Raw genomic sequence first — 22,692 nt, 5'->3', positions numbered from 1 at the left:
TTCCCTGCAGGCATTACCCCTTCACCCCGCCCAGATGAAGCCCTCTCAGAATGAACCTCTGGAACAGGAGGAACACGACGATCGGCGGCAGCGCCACCATGGACAGAATAGCGAATTTGACGTTCTGCTTCAGTCCCGTCGCCTGGATGACCTTCTTGTAGATCGCCGTGGCGAGCGGGTACTTCGGGTCCCCGTGCATGACGAGGGACGGCCAGAACCAATCGTTCCACGCGGCTGAGAAAATAAAGATGGCAAGCGTAGACACGATCGGGATCGACAGCGGCAGCGCGATCCGGCTGAACGCGTACCAGTTGGACGCCCCGTCGATGCGCGATGCCTCGAAGATCTCGTCGCTGATCGCGTCGAAGAAGCTTTTCAACAACAGGAGATTAAACGCCGACGCTCCCGCCGGCAGCCAGAACGCCCAGAACGTGTTCAGCAGATGCAGATCCTTCAGGTTGACGAAGTTCGGCACGATGTACGTCGAAGGCGGAATGAACAGCGTCATGAGGAAGAAGAAGTAGATCAGCTTGCGATGCGGGAGCCGCAGCTTCGACAGCGTGAACGCAGCAAGGCCCAGCACGAACATCGTCACGAGCAGATTGCCCCCGAAGAGCAGCAGCGTGTTCTTCAGGAACAGCGGAAGGTCCATGTAGTGCCAGCCTTCCTTGTAGTTGCCCCATTCCAGCCCTGCGGGCAGGAACTTCGGCGGGAACGAATTGACCTCGACGACCGTCTTGAGCGAGTTCGTGAACGTGACGCCGATCGGATACAGCATCGTGAATACCATAAACAGAATGACGACGGCCATGACGACCATGACCGCCATTGTGGACGGCCGGCGATAATCGTGGGCAGACAGAATTCCCCGCTCGACCGCTCTAGCCTTGCCGATCCCTCTTGCTGCTCTCTCTGCTCTCAAGTTAATCCCCCTCCCGATTCGACATCCGGAATTGAATGATGGCAAGCACGCCGAGCACCAGGAACATCAGTACGCCCATCGCGGAAGCCACCCCGTATTCCAGCCGGGTGAAGGCATATTTAACGATCTTGAGGCCATACGTCAGCGTCGCGTTCAGCGGACCGCCGTCGAGCATCGCAAGCTGCGATTGGTAGCCCTGCGACGTGGCGATAAGCTGCAGGATCAGCATCAGCATGACGAGATTCTTGATCGAAGGCAGCGTGATGTGGCGCACCCGCGCCCAGATTCCCGCTCCGTCGATCTCGGCCGCCTCGTACCAATCCTTCGGGATGCTCAGCACGGCCGCCAGGTAGATCAGCATCCCCGAGCCGAACTGCTGCCACGTCTCCATGATGACGAGCGAGAGCATCGACCAGCGGGTATCCGTCATGAAGAGAATCTGGTCCGCCCCGAGCTTCCCGAGCAGCGCGTTGATCGGCCCGACCGGATCGTAGATCCAGCGCCACAGGCCGTACAGCACGACGACCGGAATGACGTTCGGCAAGTAGGCGGCCACCCGGAACACGCCTTGGAACCGCTTGATCTCGGAGATGGCGATGGCGAACAGAATCGGCACCCAGAAGCCGATGAGCAGACAGAGCAGCATGTAATACAGCGTGTTCTTGACGGCCGTTCCGATCTCGGGATCGTGGAACACCGTTCGGTAATTGTCGAATCCGACGAACGTATCCCCGTTCACGAAGTCGATGTGGTAGAAGCTGAAGATCAATCCTTTGACAATCGGCACCCAGAGGAACAGGATAAACAAGACGGCGGCGGGCACCAGAAACAAGTAACCCGAGATGTTTTGCCGGTAAGGAGCGAACCTCTTCCTCTTGGTGCTCTGCGTAGACTGGGCTGCAGCGGCGGCAGTCTGATCCATGGCACTCCCTCATTCCTTTGCTATCGGTCTAGCCTCTATTGTAGAGAAAGCCGCAGCGAGGGAACATGTGCGATTCTATGAGGATCATGCCCGTTCTTACTTCTTCCAGTCGCTCGGACTGATGCCGTAATACTTCTTGAATATCTTGCTGAAGTGCTCCGGGGACTCGTAGCCGACCCGGTCCGCGATCTCGTAGCGGCGCAGATCGGTCGTCTCGAGCAGCCGCTTGCTCTCCTCCATGCGCAGCCGGATGACATACTCCCACAGGTTGCACCCCATGTACTTCTTGAACAGATAGCTCAGATAGTTCGGGCTGACATGGTTGCTGTGAGCGACCTCGTTCAGCGTAATGCCCTTCTTCGCGTAATTCTCTTCGATGTACTTGCGCGCCTGCTCGACGATCCCGTTGCTCTGCGCCAGCCCCTCTTCCGCGCCTGAGCCGTCCTCGCGGCTGCCCCACTTGTAGTCGCCGTAATAGAACACGCGGTGGTCCGGGTGCTCTTCTCTCCAGCGAAGGGCTCTGGCCGCCTGCAGCCCGACCGTCGGAAGGAACGCGAGCCCTTGCAGAATCTGGCTGATTCCGACGAATGACTGCTTCTGCAGATACTTCTCAATGTGAAAATGCAAACTGCGGCCGATATACTCCAATTGGTCGATCTTGTTCACGTTGGTCTCTTCGTACGCCTCGTCGCTCCACTCGATCAGCGCGCACAGCTCCCCCGCCCCCGAGTAGAACGCCTGGTGCTTCCATTCCCCGGCCAGCAGCTCGCTGACGATATTCAAGGCGGCGTAGCGCAGCAGCTCCCGGTCCTTCGGAGCGGCTTCGCCAAGCTCCAGCTTCATGCGGAACGCCGCGAAGTAAGGGCCTTCGAGCGCCACCCCGCAACGGCTCCGCAGCTCCTCCGAGAGAGCCGCCGCCTCCCCCGGCTCCGCCTCCAGCAAGCGGTTCAGCAGCACGTCCTTAAGCTCGCTCGGGGATTCCATCTGGAAGTTCGCCCTCAGGCTCGAGAGCAGATCGTCCGTTCTCTTCTCCGGCTTCTCCATCTGCAGCAGCACGTTGCGCACCGTATCGAGGAACTGCTCGTTGTTCAGCGGCTTGATCAGGTAGTCCTTCGCGCCGAGCCGCATCGCCGTCTGCGCGTACTGGAACGTCTCATGGGCGGAGACGACGATCGTCTCCACCCACGGCTTCATGATCTTCGCCTGGTGCATCAGCTCGATCCCGTTCATCGTCCCCATCTGAATGTCGGTGACAATCAGGTCGACCTCCTCCAGCCGCAAGTAATCGAGCGCCTCCTGGCCGTTGCTTGCCGTCAGAATCGTTCCGATGCCGAGGCCGGATGCCTGTAGAAGGCTGCTGAGCCCCCGACAGATCAGCGGCTCGTCGTCCACCAGCAGGATCGTGTACATGAGCAGGTTCCTCCTTCGTTATTCCGCTTGGCCGTCCGATGCTTGATAAGGAAGCGCAATCGTCGCCGTCGTGCCCCCGCCGGGCGTTCCGGAATAGAAGATTCCGTATTCCGGCCCGTAGTGGAGCTGAATTCTCTCGTACACATTATGAATGCCGTAGCCCGTCGCGGACTCCCCGCTCGGCTCGCGGACGATTCGGTTCAGCCATTCGAAGTCGACCTTCTGGTAGCCGTTGTCGGCGACCTCGACGATGACGCGATCGCCCTCCCGCCTGACGTTCACGACGATCAGGCCGTCCTCGCCCATGTTCCGGACGCCGTGCTGAATCGCGTTCTCGATAAGCGGCTGAAGCGTAATCTTCGGAATAAGCGCATCCGCGGCTTCCGGATCGACGTCCCAGCGAACGCGGAATTCGTATTCGTAACGCTTCAACTGCAGATTGGTATACGCCGTCGCGTGCTCAAGCTCCTCCTGGAGAGTGATCAGCTCGCGTCCCCGGCTCAGGCTGATCCGCATCAGCTTCGACAGCTCCTTGATCATCTCCGCGGAGTCCGAATTGCCTTCGAGCGTGCTTTTCCAATAGATGCTCTCGAGCGTGTTGTACAGAAGGTGCGGATTGATCTGCTGATAGAGCAGCCGCAGTTGCGACTCCTTCTGCTTGATGTCCATCACGTATCGTTCCTCGATCAGGCTGTTGAGACGATGCGCCAGATGATGAACCGAATGGATCAGCACCCCGACCTCGTCGTTCCGCTTCGCCCCGTCCTGCTCCGGTACCCGTCGCCCCGGCTCATAGCTGCGAACGAACCCGGCCAGCCGCTGCAGCGGCGTCAGCAGGGAACGCCAGAAGTACGCCATCACGACGATCGCGAACAGCGAATACGCAATCGAGATCCACTGGATCGCCCGCTTCACCTCGTTCTGCTGCTTCAGCAGCGCTTCCGTCGAGATGCGGTAAACCAGCTTCTGGTTCAGCTCGGGGCTCGCCTGCATGACATAAATAAACCCCGCCTCGATCACGCTCGCCATGCCGTCATTGTCCACCTTCGCCCCCAGCGCGGCGGGAAGCGCAAGCGTCTCCCCCAAGGAGGAATGCGTGGAGGCGAGCACGACATTGTTCGAGTCGGTCAGGTAGATCTCGCCGTTGTCCGGCAGCGACACGGTCTGCAGCGACTGCACAAGCCGCTTCTCCATATTCGTCGCGATGAGGACGCCGACGATCGCCCGGCCGCTCGTCGCGCTGTTGACGGCGCGGATGTACGCCAGCGTCTTGGATTCGGACGTCAGGCCGAAGCCGTCGATGATCTTCAGGTACCCCCGGCCCTTGCGCGAGATCGCGTCGTCGGCCCAGGACGGCTTCGAGCGGTCGGAGTAGAAGTAGACGCCGCCGCTCTTGTACAGCGAATTGGACACCGGCGCGAAGTCGTATTGATTCAGCGGGTCGTACACGAACAGGTAATAATAGTTGGCCCCGCCGCCGCTTAAACCCATCGAGAACGTCGAGATCAGCTTATCCGTCGTCTCGTACAGCTTCACCCGGTCCAGCGCGTCCTCCTGGCTCGCCTGCATCTGCTGCACCTGCGGGTTCTGAATGATCGTCGTCATGACGCGGTGAATCGTGTCGATGTCGCGGTTAAGCAGCAGATGGTTCTGCTTGTTCAGCTCGATGTAGGCGTTCGTGACAAGCTTCTTGAGAATCTGCTCCGTCTTCGTGTTGGCGTACCAGTTCAGAATAAACACCGGGCCGACGAGGATGACGAACAGCAGAATAAGCTGCTGGTTGACCTTCATTCTCGTGAGCGGGTTATGGAAGATGCGCTTGGGCACGACCGGTCCTCCTCGTCTGTCGGAAACGCTTCTAGTATATAACCTTGCGCTATTGGCGGAAGCGTTGTCATTCCATTGCGTAGAAAAGCCTACGATTCTCGTAACATCGCACACAGAGAGGAAGGCGGGGGCAAGATTCGCGCTTGCGCTACCGCGCGCTTCCGCCCGCGCATTCGCGGCACAGACAGGATTGCCCCTTGGCTTCGGGAGGAATGCGGCCCAGCGCATCCGCGGATAACGACGCCGCGAAGCACCAACAGGACTCGGGAGCCCGCCCCGCGGCCATCGCGCAGCCGTTCTCCTTCCCGCAGAGAGGGCAGACGGAAGGATCGATCCTCGCGCCGGCCCCGCCGTTTGTCAGTCTCGCACCGCAGTTGTCGTCCATCGTCCTCTCCCCCCTTTTTTTCCCCGTTGTGCCCATCGTACTTGCTTCCGGGCGATTATACAATACACGAGCGCCCCGCAGGGAAAAAGGCAGTCCCAGCAAGGGTACCTACACAGGCCGAGGCCGCCGATCCGAATACAATGAGAGCAAATCCTGCCCGATCAAGTTGGTGAATTCGATGGGAAGCTGCCGGAGGAAACGCATATCGCGAAGGAGACGGACTCGACGCGCCCGGATTGTGCGAACGAGCACAACGCTCTATTACGCCGTTGCGGACGGAGTCAAGAGAATCTATACCGACAAAGACGGCGCGGAGGGATACGGCTGCAATCGGATTCCCAATCCGGCCTCGGTCTCTCTGATCAACGTGTTCGTGAACGGCATGCTGCAGCCTCGAACGCTGTATCGCATCCAGACCGGCAAGCTCCGGCTTCTGTCGGACGATCTGCCCGCGGAAGGCGTGCCGATCATCGTCCAATCGATTCGAATCAAGGGCTGAACCGATTGGGAAAGGAGGTGAGTACATGGCTGCTTCGCTGATCAAGCTATTCATTACCGCTACCGCCTCGGCCCCCACGGCGACCGGAGGAGAGATCGAGACGACCGTCAGCCCGAACGTCACCCGATTCAACGCCACGATTGCCGGCGGGATGATTGCCGGAGGGAACACGACGATCCCGGCCGCCTCCTTCCTGGATGACGACGGCGGCACCGTCACCGATCTGCCCGCCCAGCCGACCGACGGCTACATCAACGTCTACGTGAACGGCGTGCTGCAGGAAGGCGGCTTGTCCACACTGTCGACCACGCAATTGGTGCTCAGCACCGTCGATATCGAGGAAGGCACCCCGGTTGTCCTGCAGGTGTCCGATTACTCGAGCACCACTTCCACGATTACGGTCGAGCCGACCATCTCCGCTCCTACGATAACGATAGTCGTGTAAGGCCAACGGACCGTCAGGGAAGATGCGCTGACGGTCCTTCTGATGGCGGGACAACTTTCCCTTCCTCCCCCTCACCCTCCTCCTTCTTCCTCTCCTCCTTCTTCCTCTCCTCCTTCTTCCTCTCCTCCTCCGTACCGCTATTCACTCCCCCTGGTCCGGCACTTTTGCGATTTTATGTGATTTTTCACATTCGTCGGCTTGGATCGGAGGCAAGCGCGGCGTTTTATGCGGTTTTTCACATACATACGGCAACTCGGGCCGGAAATTTCTCCATATATGCTATTTTTCACATAGAATCGCCCAAACCGCTCGTTATCGGCCCTTGCCAATGCGGTTTTTCGCATAAAATGCGGCGGATGCCAACAACAACAAACGAACCTGCGCGGTCTCGGGGACCGGCAGGCTCGTTCGCGTCTCGTCGCATGTCATAGATGATGCCGCCGTTCAACTCCGCGCCCGCTCCGCGAACCAGTCGTAGCTGAAGCCGACCTGCTCGGGCTTGTGGCTGTCGGAGCCGTACACCAGCCCGATGCCCTGCTCCAGGCACGCCTTCATGAACCATTCCGGCACATAGCTCTCCTCGCAGGTCGCCACTCGCAGGCCCGCCACGTTCACATCGACGCCGATGCCCGCCGCCTTCAGCTTCGGCAGCAGTCCCTGCAGCCGACGGCGAATGAGGTCCTGATCCATCTCCGGCAGTTCCTTATGGAACTTGCGGATCAGGTTCACGTGGCCGATCCGCTTGCGCATCGGAAGCGGCGTCGCCCACTCGATCTCCATCTCCACGTGGTTGAAGTACTCGTCGACTACCTTGTCGATCGAGCCGTAGTAACCGAGGAACGCGTCCTTGAAGTCGTCCGCCGTGTAGTCGATGCAGCGGATCGCGCCGCCGCGGCTCGGCAAGTAATGCACCGACACGACCGCATCCTCCATCCGCTGCGCCCACTTGTCGACGATTCGGTCGGAGAACGACTCGTTCTTGCAGAGATAATCCATCTCAAGCCCGATCGCGACCTCGAGCTTCCCCTCGTACCGCGTCTTCACTTCTTCCATATACGCGAAGTAATCCGGCAGCTCCCGCTCCGGCATCGCCAACTCCCGCATCAACTGCGGATCGTCCACCAGCCGATCCGGAAGCGGCGGATGCTCGGTCACGCTGTATCGCGCGAAGCCGAGCTCGATCGCCCGGTCCAGATATTCCTGCTGTTCGGCCGGATTGCCGTGATAACAGAACTTGCTGTGCGTATGTCCATCCCACTTCAACACGACGTCATTCCTCCCGCTGTTCGCTTCGCCCGATAGGCAATACCCCAATTGTAGCATTCGCGGCGAGCCCGGGGGAAGCTTGTGAATGCTTATGTTCTCCCGCCTATTCCGACAGAACGGCCGCGTTGCGGCTGACCTTGCGCAGAAGCCGGAGAAGCTGCTGCTCCTCTTCCGAAGTTAAACCGGAGATCAGCTTCACATTGAACCGGTCCAAAATCGCTTGCAGCACGGGAGCGAACCCGGTCGCCTTGGCGGTGGGGTAGAGAAGCGAGGAGCGTCGGTCCCGGGGGTCCGGCCTGCGTTCAATGTACCCGACGGCTTCCAGATGCTTCACCGCGCGGGCCGTCGTCGCCTTGTCGAACTTCATCTCCGCGGTCATCTGCTCCTGGGTGATGCCGGGCTTGCCGAGAATAAGCTTAAGGAACCCGTATTGACCGCCCCCGCCGAGCCCGTAGGGCAGCAGCTCCTTGGCGAGCGCCTTCTGATTCTCGCGATAAATGTACGAGATTAGCCTGCCGACCCGTTCTTGCTCCACTTCCAACGCGCCCCCTCCTCATGCCGTTTTGCCACTCTAGCAAAATAGTACAGCAAAGTAGTTGCACACGCAACTAAAATGGCGTACACTAGGCTTCGAACGAACTGGTTGCGCACGCAACTAAACGAGGAGAGTGTCACCAACCCATGTCATCTTCAACCAGCAGAACCGCGCCGGTCGTCGCCGGCCTGTTGCTCGGCTTGCTCATGTCCGCCATGGACAACACGATCGTCTCGGCTTCCATGCCGACGATTGTCGGCGAATTGAGCGGCCTTGGCCAATTCATCTGGGTTACGTCCGCCTACATGGTCGCCACGATGGCAAGCATGCCGATCTTCGGCAAGCTGTCCGACATGTACGGCCGCAAGCGGTTCTACCTGTTCGGTCTGCTTATCTTCCTCATCGGCTCCGCCCTGTGCGGCACCGCGCAGAACATGGAGCAGCTCATCGCTTACCGGGCCATTCAAGGGATCGGCGGCGGCTCCTTGATGCCGATTGCTTTCGCCATTATCTTCGACATCTTCCCTCCGGAGAAGCGGGGCAAGATGACCGGCTTGTTCGGCGCCGTATTCGGTCTCTCCGGCATTATGGGCCCGTTGCTCGGCGCCTTCATCACGGACCAGATCGACTGGCGCTGGATCTTCTACATCAACGTTCCGTTCGGCTTGCTGTCGCTCTGGTTCATTGCCCAGTTCTACCGGGAGACCGTACAGCGCAGGAAGCTGAGAATCGATTGGTTCGGAGCAATCACCCTGGTCGGTGCCATCATCTGCCTTATGTTCGCTCTCGAGCTAGGGGGCAACGAGTACGCGTGGGCGTCCGCTCCGATTGTCGGCCTGCTCGCCGCATTCGCCCTGCTCTTCGTCGGCTTCGTCCTGATCGAACGGAAGGCGTCCGAGCCCATTCTTACGTTTAACCTGTTCAAGCGGCGGCTGTTCTCCGCTACCCAAGGCGTCGCCTTCTTCTATAACTTCGCCTTTATTATCATCTCGGTGCTCATTCCGCTATTCGTGCAATCCGTGTACGGCGGCACCGCGACGAATTCCGGCGTCATCCTCATCCCGCTCATGGTCGGCTCGACGATCGGGGCGCAACTGGCCGGGCAATTGGTGAGACGATTCAGCTACCGCGGCATTATGCTCGTGTCCGTCGTCGTCTTCTTCCTCGGCATGCTGCTGCTCGGAACGATCGGCACGGACACGCCGCGCCTGGCGCTGACCGCCTTCATGATCGTCGCCGGCCTCGGAATGGGCTGCTCCTTCTCCATGACAAGCCTCGCGACGCAGCACGAGATGGAGCCCCGACAGCGCGGCATCGCTACATCGACGAACACGTTTTTCCGAACGCTTGGCACTTCGCTCGGGGTCACCGTTCTCGGCGCCGTCCAGAGCCGCTTGAACAACGCCAAGATGGCCGACTTGTCGGGCCAATACGACTCGAGCTCCGTTCTGACGGAGGCGGCCAAGGCGAAGCTGCCCGCAGACATCGCCCACCGTCTGACGGACGCGATGGCCTCCTCGATCTCGTCGACGTTCCTCTGGGCTCTCGTCCCGATCGCCCTGGGTGCAATCTGCGTCGCCCTGATGGGCAAGGAGCGGCTTGTTCCTCGGAAGGGAAGTGTTCCCGCGGCTGCGGCTGCGGTTCAATCGAAATAAATTGACAGGCAGTTGGTCGGGTGATAAAGTACACTCAACAAAAACAACTAATTCCAACCTGTTTACTAAGTTTATTGTCGAACGATTTCCAGTGTTGCATCGACCAGTGTTGAATCAAAATGTGCGAAGAGGGGCCGCCCAATGGAATTAAATCTGCACGGCAAGTCTGCGCTTGTTACAGGCGGCAGCAAAGGGATCGGCCAAGCGGCAGCCCTGACTCTTGCAAGAGAGGGAGCTCATGTTGCGATTCTGGCTCGAGGAGGCCAAGGACTGCGCGAAGCCGCCGAGCGGATTGCAGCGGAGACGGGGCGGGAACCGTTCGTCATCCAAGCGGACGTCACGTCGAAGGAGCAATGCGAGGAGGCCGTTCGAGCCGTCGCCGAGCGCTTCGGCAGGTTCGATATTCTGATCAATAACGCCGGCGGAACGTCCCAGGCTCCATTCGCGAAGGTGGCGACAGAGACGTGGACGGCCGATCTCGACCTCAAGCTGTTCGCTGCCGTTCACTTGTCCCAAGCGGCGGTGCAGCAGATGATGCGGATTGGCGGGGGCAGCATCGTCAACATCGTCTCCATCGTCGGGAAGGCTCCGAGAGCCGCGAGCTTGCCCACCAGCGTAAGCCGATCTGCGGGCATTGCGTTGACGAAGGCGATGAGCAAGGACTTGGCCGCGGACAATATTCGGGTCAATGCCGTGTGCCTCGGAATGATCGACAGCAACCAAGCCGCAGCAAGCTTGTTGCCGGATTCGGCTCGGGAGGAGAGGATCGCCCGGATTCCGCTGGGACGGATGGGCACGGTTCAGGAAGCCGCGAATGCGATTGCTTTCTTGGCTTCGCCTGCGGCATCCTATGTCACCGGAACGGCGATCAACGTCGACGGCGGTCTGGTCGATGTCGTCTAGTCCTGCCGAATAAGGAGCGAACGAAGGAATGAGAGACAAAGAAGGAATGAGAGACACATCCGAGAAGCTGCATCTCAATGTCGTCTTGCGCGGAAGCGGCCATCACGAGGCCGCTTGGAAGCATTCCCAGGCGAAGCCGCTGCAGGATCTGAGCCTTGAATATTATGCCGAGATTGTACGCATCGCGGAACGCGGCTTGTTCGACGCGGCCTTCATCGCCGACAGCTACGCCATTGCCGGACCTGCGCGGCGGTTGGAGCCGATTACACTGGTCTCGGCTCTGGCAGCCCTTACCCGGCATCTCGGATTTATTGCGACTGTGGATACGTCTTACCATGAACCTTATCATGTAGCCCGCAAGTTCGCCTCCTTGGATCATATCAGCGGAGGCCGAAGCGCTTGGAACGTCGTCACCAGCTCGCATTCCGTGGCGGAACGATTCCTCGCGAAGGAATACCCCGAGCCCTCCGTCCGCTATGAGATCGCGGGTGAATTCGTCGAGGCCGTCAAGCTGCTGTGGGACAGTTGGGAGCATGAGGGCGACGAGCTGGACCTGAGCGCGGACGAGCCATTCTCCCGCAGCAAGCCAAGGGAGATCCGATTCGACGGCCAGCACTTGAAGCTGCAGGGCCCGCTGAACGTCCAGCGTCCGCCGCAGGGTCATCCCGTGATTGTCCAGGCCGGAGCCTCCAATCCCGGAATCGAGCTGGCCGCGCGAACGGCGGACGTCGTATTCTGCGCGCAGCAGACGCTGGCGGAGGCCAAGCGCTTCTATGCCGATGTCAAATCCCGAATGTCCAGGTACGGCAGGCAGACGAAGCAATTGCTGGTCATTCCGGGCCTCGCCCCTATCGTCGCGGACACGGAGGCCGAGGCGAAGGAGATCGAACGCGAGTTCGGCGCTCTGGCGAACGAGAGAAGCTTGCTTGCCAAGCTGTCCGAGTGGTTCGCCGTCGATCTGAACGATTACGACCTCGACGATCCGGTGCCGCTGGACAAGGCGATTCCTTATCGCCAGTTGACGTCGGGAATTACGAGCCGGAGCGCCGTCTATATGGAGGCCGCGCGGGCCGAGGGAATGACGCTTAGACAGTTGGCCGCCAGAAGCGCCGCCGGGCACGGCCATATGACAGTGACCGGCTCCGCGATTCAGGTTGCCGATCGCATGGAGTCGTGGTTCCGGGAACGGGGAGCGGACGGCTTCAACCTGATGCCCCATCTTTTCCCCGCCGGATTGGAAGCGTTCGTCGCTAAAGTCGTGCCCGAGCTGCAGAATCGCGGCCTGTTCCGGGAGGCTTACGAAGGCGAGACGCTCCGGGATCGCTTGGGACTGAAACACGTGGAGAACGCCTTGAAGTCGAGAACGGAAGGAGGCCTCGCATGAAGCTGCGTTGCGCGATATTGGACGACTATCAGAACGTTGCGCTGTCGTTCGCCGATTGGTCGGAGTTGGAGGATCGTGTGGAGCCTGTCGTTTATCGGGAGCATACGGAGGACGAGCGGGAGCTGGCCGAGAAGCTGCAGGACTTCCCGATCATCGTGATCATGCGCGAGCGCACGCCGTTCCCCGCCTCGCTCTTCGCTCGCCTGCCGAAGCTGAGACTGCTCGTCACGACCGGCATGCGCAATGCCTCCATTGATCTGGCTGCCGCCGCCGCTCACGGCGTGGTCGTTAGCGGAACCGGCGGTGCCGGCGCAGGAACAGCCGAGCTGACGTGGGCGCTGCTTCTCGGGCTTGCCCGCTCCTTGACAGCGGAGAACGAGGCTCTCAGACGAAACGGCAGGTGGCAGAGCACGATCGGCGTCGATTTATACGGCAAGCGGCTTGGCCTCCTTGGACTGGGACGAATCGGGAGCCAGGTAGCCAAGGTTGGACAAGCCTTCGGAATGGAGGTAGCCGCCTGGAGTCAGAATCTCACGGCCGAGAGGGCAGCGGAGGTTGGAGTCCGATATGCGGCCAAGGACGAATTGCTGTCGGAAAGCGATTTTGTATCCATTCATCTCGTCCTGAGCGAGCGCACACGGGGATTGCTCGGACCGCGAGAGTTGTCTCTGCTTAAGCCTTCCGCCTATCTGATCAACACCTCCCGCGCGCCGATTGTCGATCAGGAGGCTCTCATCGACACGCTGAGGAACGGCCGAATCGCCGGGGCCGGGCTCGACGTCTATGACATCGAACCGCTGCCGCCCTCCCATCCCTACCGCTCCCTGGCCAATGTGTTGGCAACGCCGCATATCGGCTATGTGACGGAGGAGGCTTATCGCGTCTTCTTCGCGCAGGCGGTAGACAATATAAGAAGCTTCCTGGACGGCAGGCCGCTTCGAACGCTGTAGATTGAATGGACGGAGTGGAATCGGCAGCGGAATGATTCACGCTCAACTCCGACTTCCCCGCGACGAGCCCAGCCTCTGCCGGGACATCCTCTGCTCGCAGATTAAGAAAAACGCCTAACGGCGTCCTTTGAGTGCGAGCGTATCCGTTTATGCGAGCCTATTCACCGGTCACGGGGAATCCACCCCGTGACTTTCTTTTGAGCATCACTTATGTTGTCCTCCTATCCATCGACTCCAGCGTAATGCAGCAAGGCGCTATCCCCCCTTCTGCGCGTTTATGCCTCTTCTCCGCACGGCTCAGGAACCTCTTGGAGTTTCGCCGCAGCCCGACCGCCGCCGGGTGATCCCCACTCCTTCCCCTCCTGAACGAGCGGGTGAGGAGACCTAATGCCTCCAGAGGTGGCGAAGGCGCAGGGGGAGACGGTGCAGGGGGAGACGGTGCAGGGGAGGAAGTGCCGCGTACCCGATGCCTGGCAAGCTGATCTCTAGGCGTGGTGCGCGGCGCTCCTCTCCCGCTCCGTGAGCCCATTTTGCCCTCTGATCCGCCGGCTCTTTTGCGATTTTATGCGGTTTTTCACATTCATCGGTTTGAATGAGCCGCGATCTCGGCGTTTTATGTGATTTTTAGCATACATGCGGCAACGGGAGCCGGAATTTTCTCTATATAGGCTATTTTTCACATAGAATCGTCCAACCTGCCCGTTATCGCGACGCTCGAATGTGATATTTCACATACATTCCTCGTATCCGGCGAGTCCGACGAGATGCCCGGCCCCGGCAATAGCCTTGTTTGTCTGTACGCTGAAGCTCCGTCGGACGCAGGACCGTCCCTTCCTCGCTGTCCAACGGCTCTTCCTCTTTCTCTTCCTCTTCCTCTTTCTCTTCCTCTTCCTCTTTCTCTTTCCCTTTCTCTACCACGCCGCAACGACGCCGTCCGTCCGCGAATCGGTGCCGCCGCACAGGACGCCCGATTCCGGGTCGCGCAGGATGATCTGTCCCCGGCCGAAGGAGCCGGATTCGAGCGCGATGCGAATGTCGTGGCCCCGGCGGGCCAGCGCCTGCGCAATCGCGGCCGGGAAGCCGGGCTCGACCAGCACGGTCCGGTCGTTCGTCCACTGCCAGCGCGGAGCGTCGAGCGCCGCCTGCGGATGCAGGCCGAAGTCGATCAGGTTCATGATCGCCTGGACGTGGCCCTGCGGCTGCATAATGCCGCCCATGACGCCGAACGGGCCGACCGGCGCTCCTCCCTTCGTCAGGAAGCCGGGGATGATCGTATGATACGTGCGCTTGCCCGGCTCCAGCCGGTTCGCGGCGCCCTCCTCCAGCGAGAAGTCGCGGCCCCGGTTCTGGAGCGCGATGCCGGTGCCCGGCACAACAAGGCCGGAGCCGAACTGCATGTAGTTGCTCTGGATGAACGATACCATCCCGCCTTCCCCGTCCGCTGCGGCCAGGTAGACGGTGCCTCCGCCCTTCGGCTTCCCCGCGTCGGGCAGACCGGCCAGTTCGCCGATCAGGGCGCGTCTTCCCGCCGCATATTCGTCCGACAGCAATGCCCCTATGTCTTCCTTCATATAGAGCGGATCGGTCACATACCGTTTGCCGTCCGCGAAGGCCAGCTTCATCGCCTCGATCTGCTTGTGGTACGTGGCGGCATCGCCGGGGCGAAGCTGCTCGAAGCCCTTGAGCACATTAAGCGCCAGCAGCGCAACGAGCCCCTGGCCGTTCGGCGGCAGCTCCCATACCTCATATCCTCGATACTTCACGCCGATCGGCTCCACCCACTCGGGACGGAAGGCGGCCAGATCCTCCTCTCCCAGGAACCCTCCGGCCTCCCGAACGAACGAGGCGATTCGGCCGGCCAACTCGCCGCGATAGAACGCCTCCGCTTCGCTCTTGCCGATGAGCTCCAGCGTCCGGGCATGAGCCGGCGACGCCCACAGCTCCCCGGCGCCAGGCGGCCGGCCGCCTGGCGCGAACGTCTCGAACCAGTTCGCGAACTCCGCCCCCTGCAGCGCGCCCCGATACAGCTCGAACGACTTGCGCCAATGATACGCCGCCGTCGGCGACACCGGATAGCCCTCCTCCGCATAGCGGATCGCGGGCTTCAACGCTTCCGCGAGCGGCAGCCTCCCGAAGCGGCGCGACAGCTCCGCCCAGGCGGCCGGCGCCCCCGGCACGGTCACGGGCAGCGCGCCGTAGCTGGGCATGACGTCGTGCCCGGCCCGCTTCACCGCCTCGACCGAGATGGAGCGCGGCGCGGGGCCGCTGGCGTTCAGCCCGTGCAGCCGGCCGTTCGCCCAGACCAGGGCGAACGCATCCCCTCCGATGCCGTTGGAGCAAGGCTCGACGACGGTCAAGGCGGCCGCGGCGGCAATCGCCGCGTCCACTGCGTTGCCGCCGAGCTTGAGGATATCAAGCCCCGCCTGCGCGGCGAGCGGCTGCGACGTGGCGACCATCCCCTTGCGGGCATAGGCGGGCGTTCGATAGGAAGGGTACGGATGATAATGCGGATCGAATGTCATTGGAGGCTCCCCCGTTCTGCGCATCTTATTTCTTGTCCTGTCTCGCGGTCACCGATTGTCGTCGTCGAACACGTCGGAGCTCAGATAACGTTCTCCGTTGTCGGGAGCGATGCACAGCACCCGCTTGCCGGAGCCGAGCCGCCGCGCTTCCCGCAGCGCCGTCCAGACCGCCGCTCCGGAGGACGGACCGACGAGAATGCCCTCGAAGATCGCAAGCTGGCGCGCCATCTTCACCGCGTCGGCATCCGACACCTGCACGATCTCGTCGTACACGCTCTGGTTGATGACGCCGGGGATGAAGCCGGGACCCGCGCCGATCAGCTTGTGCGGGCCCGGCTTGCCGCCGGACAGCACCGGCGAGCCCTGCGGCTCGATGACGACGATCCGGATATCCGGCAGCGCCTCCCTTAGCACTTCGCCCGTGCCCGTAATCGTCCCGCCGGTGCCCGCCGGCGCGATGAAACAATCGAGCTGTCCGTCCATCTGCTCAAGAATCTCGAGCGCCGTCGTCGTCCGGTGAATGGCCGGGTTCGCCGGGTTCTCGAACTGCTGCGGCACGAAGCTGCCCGGAATCTGGCGCTGCAGTTCCAGCGCCTTGCGGATCGAGCCGGACATGCGCTCGCCGGACGGCGTCAGCACGACTTCCGCACCGTACGCCTTCAGGATATTGATGCGCTCCTTCGTCGCATTGGACGGCATCGTGATGATGAGCCTGTAGCCCTTGGCTGCCGCATTCATCGCAAGACCGATGCCGGTATTGCCGCTCGTCGGCTCGATAATGGTCGCTCCCGGCTTCAGCCGACCCGACTTCTCGGCTTCGACGATCAGATTGTAAGCGGCGCGATCCTTCAGGCTGCCGCTCGGGTTGAAGTACTCCAGCTTCACGTAAACCTCGGCGTCCCCTTCGCTGGTCAAGCGGTTCAGCCGGACGGCCGGCGTCTCTCCAATGAGATCGGTAATGCTGTTCACTCGTCTCGCTGCCATATGAATTCCTCCTCAATGCCTCCGTAAGCTCTTGTTCTCGTTCACCTGTTGCTCACGCATCGTCTTCCGTTCTCATGGCTCGACAGCCGCGCTTCCGCTTGCATCAAGCAGGCGGCGATAGTAGCCGTTCCGCTCCGTCAGTTGTTCGTGCGTGCCTTGCTCGACCGTCCTGCCCCCATCAAGCACAAGGATAAGGTCCGCCGTCTGCACCGTGCTGAGCCGATGAGCGATAATCACATTCGTACGTCCTTGCATCAGGCCGCGAAGCGCTTGCTGGACGCTCGATTCGGTGACCGTATCGATGCTGCTCGTCGCTTCGTCCAGCACCAGGATGACCGGATTCGCCAGAATCGCCCGCGCAATCGCCAGAAGCTGCCTTTGCCCCTGACTGAGATTGTTCTCCGCTCCGACGATGGTATCGTAGCCGCAAGGAAGCGCGGAGATGAAGCCGTGCGCGCCGGCCCTCCTCGCCGCCTCCTCGATCTCCTCGTCGCTCGCGCTCGGCTTGCCATAGCGAAGATTGTCCTTGACGGACATCTCGAACAATACCGAATCCTGCAGGACAAAAGCCATTCTGCCGCGAAGGGAACGAAGGTCGTAGTCGCCGATGTCGATTCCGTCGATCCGAACCTTCCCGACCGTCGACCGGTAGAAGCCTCCGAGCAGTTGGGCGATCGTCGTCTTGCCCGCTCCCGTCGCTCCGACCAGAGCCAGCGTCTGGCCGGGCCGTACGGCGAAGCGAATGTCGCGCAAGATGCTCCGGCCCGGCTCGTAGCCGAAGCCGACATCTTCGAATTCAATCTCCCCGCGCAGCCGATCCGCCTTTGTCTTCCCGGCAGCACCTGCACTCTCCTCTTCTTCTTCGCCCATCAATTCGAATGCCCGCTCCGCTCCCGCGATTGCCGCGAACATCGTATTGATCTGCGATGCGAGATCGTTCAACGGACGCGTGAACTGCCTGGCATATTCCATGAAGGTAACGATCGCTCCGATCGTGACAAGGTTGCCAAGCGCGAGCACGCTGCCGGAGGCGGCGATGATCGAGAAGCTGAGGTTGTTCAGGACGAAGAACACCTTCGGAATGAATCCGGAGTACGTCTGCGCCCAATACGAAGAGATGGACACCTTGCGATTAAGAACGCCGAACGACTCGAGCATCCTGCGCTCCTGCGCATAGGATTTGACGATCAGTTGGCCGGCGATCGTCTCGTCCACGAACCCCGCCATGCCGCCAAGCTCCTTCTGCTGCGCGCGGAACAGCTTGCCGGTTCGCCTTGTGATCCAGCGCATGCTCCAGAACATGAAGGGAATAAGCGCCAGACTGATAAGCGTAAGCCGCACATCGAGCCATAGCATGAGCCCGAGCATGCCCGCGAACGTCAGCAGGCTTGACGACACCTGGAGGCAAGTTCCGCTGAGCGTCTGGCTTACATTATCGATATCGTTCGTCAACCGGCTCATCAGATCGCCGGTCTTCTTGCCCGAATACGCGGACATGGCCGTCCGATGCAGCTTGGCGAACAAGTCGCGCCTGATGTCGGCCACCGTACGCTGGGCCGCGCCGATCATCGCGTAGCTCTGCAGCAGAACAGCGCCGGTCTGCACGATATATACCGCGGCCAGAAGAGTCAGCGCCTCCGCGAAGCCTTCGGTCTTCTTGCCTACGAGATAGGTTTGCACGAGATTGCCGAGCATGAACGGACCTGCGACGCCAAGCGTGGAAGAGACAACGATCATTGCGGCGACAAGCGACAGTCTCGCCTTGCTCCGCAGCAGATAACCTCCGATGATCCTTAGCGTCCCCAGGCTCGATGAAGATCGCTTGCCGGCAACCGATCGGCCGGGCGAAGCCGCCGTCTCCCGGTCCGTCCCCTTTGGAAGTCGGAGCAACGGAATCTGACCATACCGGGCGGTTATATCCGGCCATTTAGGCATTCAAAGTCGCCTCCTCCCTGTTCTGGGATGCAACGATTCGCCGGTAGAGCTCGCTTGTACGGTACAATTCCTCGTGAGTGCCCTGCGCCGCCAGTCTGCCTCCCTCAAGAAGAAGGATTCGATCCGTTGCCCGAGCGGCGGACACCTTCTGCGTAATCAGCAGCGTTGTCGCCTTCCTGGCGCGAAGCTCCCGAAGCAGCTCCCGCTCCGTCTCCGCGTCAAGAGCGCTGGTGCTGTCGTCGAGCAGCAGCAGACCGGAATTCCGGACAAGCGCGCGGGCAATCGCCAATCGCTGCCTCTGCCCTCCGGACAGATTGCGGCCACCCGCCTCCAGCATCGTCTCATATTGCTGCGGCATCCTCATGATCGGCTGATGAATCTGCGCTGCCGCCGCGGCAGCAACAAGCTCGTCGGTTGTCGCATCCGCCTTGCCCCATTGCAGATTGTCGCGAATCGTGCCCGAGAACAGCACCGATTGCTGCGGCACATAGGCGATCCGGGCGCGCAGTTGCGCCAGCGGCCATGCGCCGAGCGGCCGACCGCCGACAACAATCGTCCCCGCCGACGGCTCGTGAACGCGAGGCAGCAACTGCATGAACGCCGTCTTGCCCGCGCCCGTCGCTCCCATAATTGCAACCGTCTGTCCCGCTTCGATCCGGAACGACAGCTCGGCAAGAGCCGGTTCCTCCGCGTCCGGGTAGCGGAACGAGACCTTGTCGAAGAAGATATCGAGAGGCCGTCCCGAGTCCTCCGGCCCCTCGAATGGCCGGCGTCCTTCGGCTTTCCCGAGAGACTCCGCTTCGCTCGGCTCGACAGCCAGCAGCGCCCGGATTCGGGACCAGGATGCTCTGGCCCGCGAGACATTGGTAATGATGAGCGAGATGTACGTGAAGGAACCGGAGATGCGGACACCGTACTGCACCATCGCGAGCGCGGCGCCGATGCCGAGGTCCCCCGATTGTATCCGGCCTCCGGCCGAGGCGACGATAGCGACGATCATCAGGTTCATAAACAGCAGGGCGCTCGGAATCGTCATCTCCGACAACCGCAGCGCCGATCCCATCCGCTTCCGGAGGCTCTCATTGACTTGGGCGAACCGCTCCGTCTCCGAGTCGTCGCGCGCGAACGCCCGAATGAGCGGCATGCCGATCAGATTATCGCGAACAACGCCATTCGTTCGCTCCAGCTCCCGCTGAGCAGAGCCGAACAGGACAAACCCGCGGCGGATCGACACGTACAGCCCCAGCAACACCAGAGGTGTCGCCCCCATCATCCATACGGAGAGCTTCGCGTCCACCGTGAACGCAAGCGCCAGCGATATCGCCACGACCAGCGGAGCCCTTAGGAACATGCGAAGCCCGAAGAATACCGATGTTTGCACCTGATTCACATCGTTCGACAGACGAGTGCTCCAGGCGGAATTGGAGAATCGACGCACATGGAACAATGAGGCGAACTGGGTCTTGTGGAACAGCCGCTCCCTCAGATCGGCAGAGAAGCCGTGGCTGGCATAGGCGGCGAAGAACGTATTCGCGATACCGCAGACGAAGCCGAGCAGGGAGACGCCGATCATCGCCCCGCCCCACTTCGCGATCGCTGCCCGGTCCCCGCCGATGACTCCATCGTCGATGATTCTGCCGAGGAGGATCGGATGCCACACCTCCACAAGCACCTCGAACAGCATAAGCGCAACGGCGATTATCATCGCAAGGCGATAAGGCCTTAGCATGCCGAACAGGGACATTCCTCCGTCTTCCCCGCCGTTCCTGCCGTTCCCGCTTTTCCCGCCGTTCCTGCCGTTCCCGCTGTTCCCGCTGTCCCCGCCGTTCCTGCCGTTCCCGCTTTTCCCGCCGTTCCTGCCGTTCCCGCCGTTCCCGCTGTCCCCGCCGATCCCGCCATTCGTCTCGTAACCAGCCCTGCCCGTGTCTGTCTCCCTGGACTCTCCGCTGTGCACGTCCTGCTACTCCAGCAAGTCCGGCTGTTCTTTGACAATGCCGTCGTAGAGCGGCTGGAAGTTGAGCCATCCCGTGTGCGAGGTGAAGCCGTTCGAGATCCGCTCCGCGTGCTCGTGAGCGATAATCTTCGGCGTTCCGGCCGCTTGGGCAAGAAGCTGCACCTGACATACCTTCTCGAGCGAGATAAACAAATATGCCGCTTCGTCGACGCTCTGACCGACCGTGACAATGCCGTGATTCTCCATGATGATCGCCCGATTGTGACCGACGGCGTCCGCCAGATTCTGTCCTTCTCCGAGCGTAAAGCTGTCGTAGAGCTCATGCCTTCCGTAGAAGACGGCAGCCTCCGCGGAGATCGGATCGATCTTCCGGTTCAGCGTCGACCAGGCTCTGCCGTAAATCGAGTGGGTATGGACGGCAGAGATAACGTCGGGCCTCGTCGCCAGAATCGGAATATGCAGGATGGTGTTCCCGCGATGAATGTAAGGCGTCTTGCCCTCGACGATCTCTCCTTTGAAGTTGTAAAGCACAAGGTCGCTCACCTTGATCGTTCCGAAGCTGTATGCGAACGGGTTAGCCCAATAGTGGTCGGTGAACTCCGGATCGCGCGCCGAGATGTGTCCCATGACACCTTCCTCGAAGCCGAATTTGGCGAACAGCCGGCAAGCGGCGACCAGACGCTGCTTGCGGTACAGCCGTTCCTCCTCGAAGGTCTTGAATACCGGGGGCTGGGGTCTTGCCAATACAGGTTGCGTCATGCTTGTCTCCTCCTTCCGTGAATTCCCTTGTCCTTATTCGGATTGCGATCGGTCGTCAAGCCTGACGCTCGCGTTCCGACTTGTATCGATTGTCCGGATACGCCAGGCCCAGATTGCCCCGCAGCGTGTCGGCTTCATACTCCGTTCGAAAAAGCCCCCTCTTCTGCAAAATCGGAACAACCTGCTCGACGAAGTCGCGAATCCCCTCGGGTTGAACGTGGCCCGAGACGATATACCCATCGATATCGCCCGATTCAAAGCGCTGCTCGATGCGATCGGCGATCTGCTCCGGCGTGCCGACGAAGTCCCCCTTGGGGGTTGACGCCCGCAGCGCCAGTTGGCGAAGCGTCAGCTTCTCCTCCCGCGCCATCTTCAGGTACAGCTCGGCCGTCGACTTGAAGCTGTCCTTGCCGATCTCGCCGAGCTCGGGGAGCGGCTCGTCGAGCGGATACCGCCCGAAGTCGAAGAAGCTGAAGTAACGGCTTAAATACTTGACCGCCGTGTCGATATCGAGGTAAGCGGACGTCTCCTCGTAGCGGCGCAGCGCTTCCTCCTCCGTCGAGCCGACGATCGGCGTAATCGACGGGAAGATCAGAATCTCCTCCGGCCTTCTGCCGAATTGACGCGCCCGGGCACGAATATCCTTCGCGAACTCCGCAGCCAGCTTGGGATCGCTGTGGCGCGAGAAGATCGCGTCCGCCTCGCGCGCCGCAAGCGACTTGCCTTCGTCCGAGCCGCCCGCCTGGAACACGATCGGCCGTCCCTGCGGCGATCGCTCTATGTTCAGCGGCCCCTGAACCTTAAAGAATTCGCCGACATAATTCAGCGTGTGCATCTTGTCGAGGTCCGCATATCGGCCGGTCTCCTTGTTGCGGACGAACGCATCGTCCTCCCATGAATCCCACAGCCCCTTCACGACCTCGATATATTCCTCTGCCAACTTGTAGCGAAGTCCATGCTCCATCAGCTTCTCTTGACCATGGTTGCGGCCGAGCCCCTCCAGAGCCGAGGTGACCGCGTTCCAGCCGGCCCGCCCGCCGCTCAGCTTGTCGAGCGAAGCGAGCTGTCGCGCCGTCGTGAACGGCTCGCTGTACGAGGTCGTGAAGGTGCCGACGAGCCCGATCCGTTCCGTGACGGCCGACAGAGCGGACAAGATCGTGAGCGGCTCGAAGCGGCTGAGAAAATACGGGGTCGAGTCCTTCGTAATATAAGCGGAATCCGCAATGAACAAATAATCCAGCTTGCCCGCCTCCGCTGTCCGGGCAATCGTCTTGAGATGCTCCAGATTGACCGGAGCGTCCGAAGGCGTCGCGTGATGCCTCCACGCGGCTACGTTGGAGCCCGCTGCGGTCGCGAAGGCGCCGAGCCTTAAGCGGCGCCGGGATGGGGTTGTCGTCATTCCACTCGCCTCCTCTTGCCTGCTTGCGCAAGCACT

19 protein-coding genes and 1 pseudogene are annotated in these 22,692 nt (G+C 60.9%); 6 read left to right on the top strand and 14 right to left on the bottom strand.

Annotation, left to right across the window (positions count from 1 at the left end):
- Positions 1-13: 13 nt before the first annotated feature.
- The 5 genes from E6C55_RS16590 to E6C55_RS16570 form a co-directional block, all read right to left on the bottom strand.
- On the bottom strand, positions 14-829 hold the full coding sequence (locus E6C55_RS16590; protein WP_136371003.1) for a carbohydrate ABC transporter permease: 816 nt from the start codon (positions 827-829) through the stop codon (positions 14-16).
- Positions 830-923: 94 nt separating this feature from the next.
- Positions 924-1,844 carry a carbohydrate ABC transporter permease gene (locus E6C55_RS16585; RefSeq protein WP_136370927.1) on the bottom strand — a complete coding sequence of 307 codons (921 nt, stop codon included), beginning with the start codon at positions 1,842-1,844 and terminating at the stop codon, positions 924-926.
- Positions 1,845-1,940: 96 nt separating this feature from the next.
- The gene (locus E6C55_RS16580; protein ID WP_136370926.1) at positions 1,941-3,254 is read right to left on the bottom strand and encodes a response regulator; all 1,314 of its coding nucleotides are present in this window, start codon (positions 3,252-3,254) and stop codon (positions 1,941-1,943) included.
- Between the two features lie 18 nt (positions 3,255-3,272).
- Entirely contained in the window at positions 3,273-5,081 is a 1,809-nt protein-coding gene (locus E6C55_RS16575) for a cache domain-containing sensor histidine kinase (protein ID WP_330999631.1), read from the bottom strand.
- Between the two features lie 148 nt (positions 5,082-5,229).
- Positions 5,230-5,466: a cysteine-rich CWC family protein gene (locus tag E6C55_RS16570; RefSeq protein ID WP_136370925.1), complete on the bottom strand. Its 237-nt coding sequence runs from the start codon at positions 5,464-5,466 to the stop codon at positions 5,230-5,232.
- Between the two features lie 238 nt (positions 5,467-5,704).
- Between E6C55_RS16570 and E6C55_RS16565 the strand changes: the two genes are divergently transcribed.
- Together E6C55_RS16565 and E6C55_RS16560 are read left to right on the top strand one after the other, a co-directional pair.
- Entirely contained in the window at positions 5,705-5,965 is a 261-nt protein-coding gene (locus tag E6C55_RS16565; protein WP_168735688.1) for a DUF4183 domain-containing protein, read from the top strand.
- 25 nt (positions 5,966-5,990) lie between these two features.
- A complete protein-coding gene (locus E6C55_RS16560; RefSeq protein ID WP_136370923.1) occupies positions 5,991-6,410 on the top strand; it encodes a DUF4183 domain-containing protein in 420 nt (139 codons plus the stop codon).
- 13 nt (positions 6,411-6,423) lie between these two features.
- Here E6C55_RS16560 and E6C55_RS35080 read toward each other — a convergent pair whose 3' ends face one another.
- The 3 genes from E6C55_RS35080 to E6C55_RS16550 form a co-directional block, all read right to left on the bottom strand.
- On the bottom strand, positions 6,424-6,555 hold the full coding sequence (locus E6C55_RS35080; protein ID WP_269145551.1) for a hypothetical protein: 132 nt from the start codon (positions 6,553-6,555) through the stop codon (positions 6,424-6,426).
- A gap of 299 nt (positions 6,556-6,854) precedes the next feature.
- Positions 6,855-7,676: a histidinol-phosphatase HisJ gene (gene hisJ / locus E6C55_RS16555; protein WP_230986716.1), complete on the bottom strand. Its 822-nt coding sequence runs from the start codon at positions 7,674-7,676 to the stop codon at positions 6,855-6,857.
- Positions 7,677-7,779: 103 nt separating this feature from the next.
- Positions 7,780-8,211: a MarR family winged helix-turn-helix transcriptional regulator gene (locus E6C55_RS16550; protein WP_136371001.1), complete on the bottom strand. Its 432-nt coding sequence runs from the start codon at positions 8,209-8,211 to the stop codon at positions 7,780-7,782.
- Positions 8,212-8,357: 146 nt separating this feature from the next.
- Between E6C55_RS16550 and E6C55_RS16545 the strand changes: the two genes are divergently transcribed.
- The 4 genes from E6C55_RS16545 to E6C55_RS16530 all read left to right on the top strand — a co-directional run bounded on the left by E6C55_RS16545 (position 8,358) and on the right by E6C55_RS16530 (position 13,103).
- On the top strand, positions 8,358-9,866 hold the full coding sequence (locus E6C55_RS16545; RefSeq protein ID WP_136370921.1) for an MDR family MFS transporter: 1,509 nt from the start codon (positions 8,358-8,360) through the stop codon (positions 9,864-9,866).
- Positions 9,867-10,007: 141 nt separating this feature from the next.
- Positions 10,008-10,769 carry an SDR family NAD(P)-dependent oxidoreductase gene (locus E6C55_RS16540; protein ID WP_136370920.1) on the top strand — a complete coding sequence of 254 codons (762 nt, stop codon included), beginning with the start codon at positions 10,008-10,010 and terminating at the stop codon, positions 10,767-10,769.
- Positions 10,770-10,797: 28 nt separating this feature from the next.
- Entirely contained in the window at positions 10,798-12,153 is a 1,356-nt protein-coding gene (locus E6C55_RS16535; protein WP_230986715.1) for an LLM class flavin-dependent oxidoreductase, read from the top strand.
- Entirely contained in the window at positions 12,150-13,103 is a 954-nt protein-coding gene (locus tag E6C55_RS16530; protein WP_136370919.1) for a D-2-hydroxyacid dehydrogenase family protein, read from the top strand. The genes E6C55_RS16535 and E6C55_RS16530 overlap by 4 nt, the downstream gene beginning before the upstream one ends.
- Positions 13,104-14,014: 911 nt before the next feature.
- Here the strand turns inward: E6C55_RS16530 and E6C55_RS16520 are convergent.
- The 6 genes and pseudogenes from E6C55_RS16520 to E6C55_RS16490 form a co-directional block, all read right to left on the bottom strand.
- Positions 14,015-15,625, bottom strand: coding sequence for a gamma-glutamyltransferase family protein (locus E6C55_RS16520; RefSeq protein WP_136370918.1), 1,611 nt, complete (start codon positions 15,623-15,625; stop codon positions 14,015-14,017).
- A gap of 48 nt (positions 15,626-15,673) precedes the next feature.
- Complete coding sequence (gene cysK / locus E6C55_RS16515; protein WP_136370917.1) at positions 15,674-16,609, bottom strand: cysteine synthase A; 936 nt, start codon at positions 16,607-16,609, stop codon at positions 15,674-15,676.
- Positions 16,610-16,681: 72 nt separating this feature from the next.
- Entirely contained in the window at positions 16,682-18,544 is a 1,863-nt protein-coding gene (locus E6C55_RS16510) for an ABC transporter ATP-binding protein (protein ID WP_136370916.1), read from the bottom strand.
- The gene (locus E6C55_RS16505; RefSeq protein ID WP_230986714.1) at positions 18,537-20,498 is read right to left on the bottom strand and encodes an ABC transporter ATP-binding protein; all 1,962 of its coding nucleotides are present in this window, start codon (positions 20,496-20,498) and stop codon (positions 18,537-18,539) included. Before E6C55_RS16505 ends, E6C55_RS16510 begins: the two co-directional genes overlap by 8 nt.
- 6 nt (positions 20,499-20,504) lie before the next feature.
- Positions 20,505-21,260, bottom strand: a pseudogene (locus tag E6C55_RS16495) (class II aldolase/adducin family protein); the annotation flags it as partial.
- A gap of 52 nt (positions 21,261-21,312) precedes the next feature.
- Complete coding sequence (locus E6C55_RS16490) at positions 21,313-22,656, bottom strand: LLM class flavin-dependent oxidoreductase (RefSeq protein ID WP_136370913.1); 1,344 nt, start codon at positions 22,654-22,656, stop codon at positions 21,313-21,315.
- Positions 22,657-22,692: the final 36 nt, after the last annotated feature.

This window comes from Cohnella fermenti (assembly GCF_004801405.1).
Classification (GTDB): domain Bacteria; phylum Bacillota; class Bacilli; order Paenibacillales; family Paenibacillaceae; genus Cohnella; species Cohnella fermenti.
This window is presented reverse-complemented; position numbering and strand designations above follow the sequence as displayed.